The 784-nt window shown below is 45.8% G+C and carries 1 protein-coding gene; it reads left to right on the top strand.

The features are described 5' to 3' along the window. The coding region (locus tag ET33_RS32935; RefSeq protein WP_036692458.1) for an IS110 family transposase at window positions 1–659 on the top strand (659 nt) is incomplete at its 5' end. Window positions 660–784 lie beyond the last annotated feature (125 nt).

Consider the following 784-nt stretch of genomic DNA (forward strand, 5'->3'; position numbering starts at 1 on the left):
CTTTGTTTCCACTTCCATCTGAAATTCGCGACCTATCTCCAACCTTTATCGTCTCTCAATGGAAAAAGAAGCTCAAACGAACGAGCCTGAGCGCCGCTAAAGCCTTAATCGAATCGGCCAAGCGCTCTACAGGGCTCCCTGGATGCTCCATGTCTTCCAAGGTCTGCATTCATCTGCTATTAACTCAGCTGGATTTCTTTCAGCAGCAGCTGGCTGAACTGGAAAAGAAACTGGGAGACCAGATTCAATTGATTCCAACTACTCCTTCACTTCGTACGTTTAAAGGGATCAGCGATATGACGCTGGCTACCTTATATAGCGAAGCCGGTGATCTTAGACAATTCCAACATGGATCGCAGCTTCTTCGGTTGGCCGGTTTACATCTATCTGAGAATAGCTCAGGGCTTCGTAAAGGAGAAGTAACCATTACCAAACGTGGCAGACCCGGTCTCCGTCGCATCTTATTTTTAACCGTTTTGCATCTAGTCGCTGTCAATCCAGAATTTAAGGCACTTCACGAACACAATAAGCATGTTAAGAAAATGAAGGGAATGCAGTCTTTGATGAAGCTTTGCGGAAAACTCGCTCGCATCCTAGTTGCCCTAGCAAAGGATAACCAAACCTATTTACCGGAAAAAGTAAAGACCCTAGCCGCATAAGTAATCCTTGAAACAACGTAACATTCATCGTCATTTGGCTCATTCGCAGGATTCTACAAAGAAAGCGTGGCGTACCGACTACGTTTCCGCCTAAAGGGCACAGACCCGTTTTCAAAGAGTTGTCG

It is taken from the genome of Paenibacillus tyrphae, from assembly GCF_000722545.1.
Taxonomy (GTDB): Bacteria; Bacillota; Bacilli; order Paenibacillales; family NBRC-103111; genus Paenibacillus_G; species Paenibacillus_G tyrfis.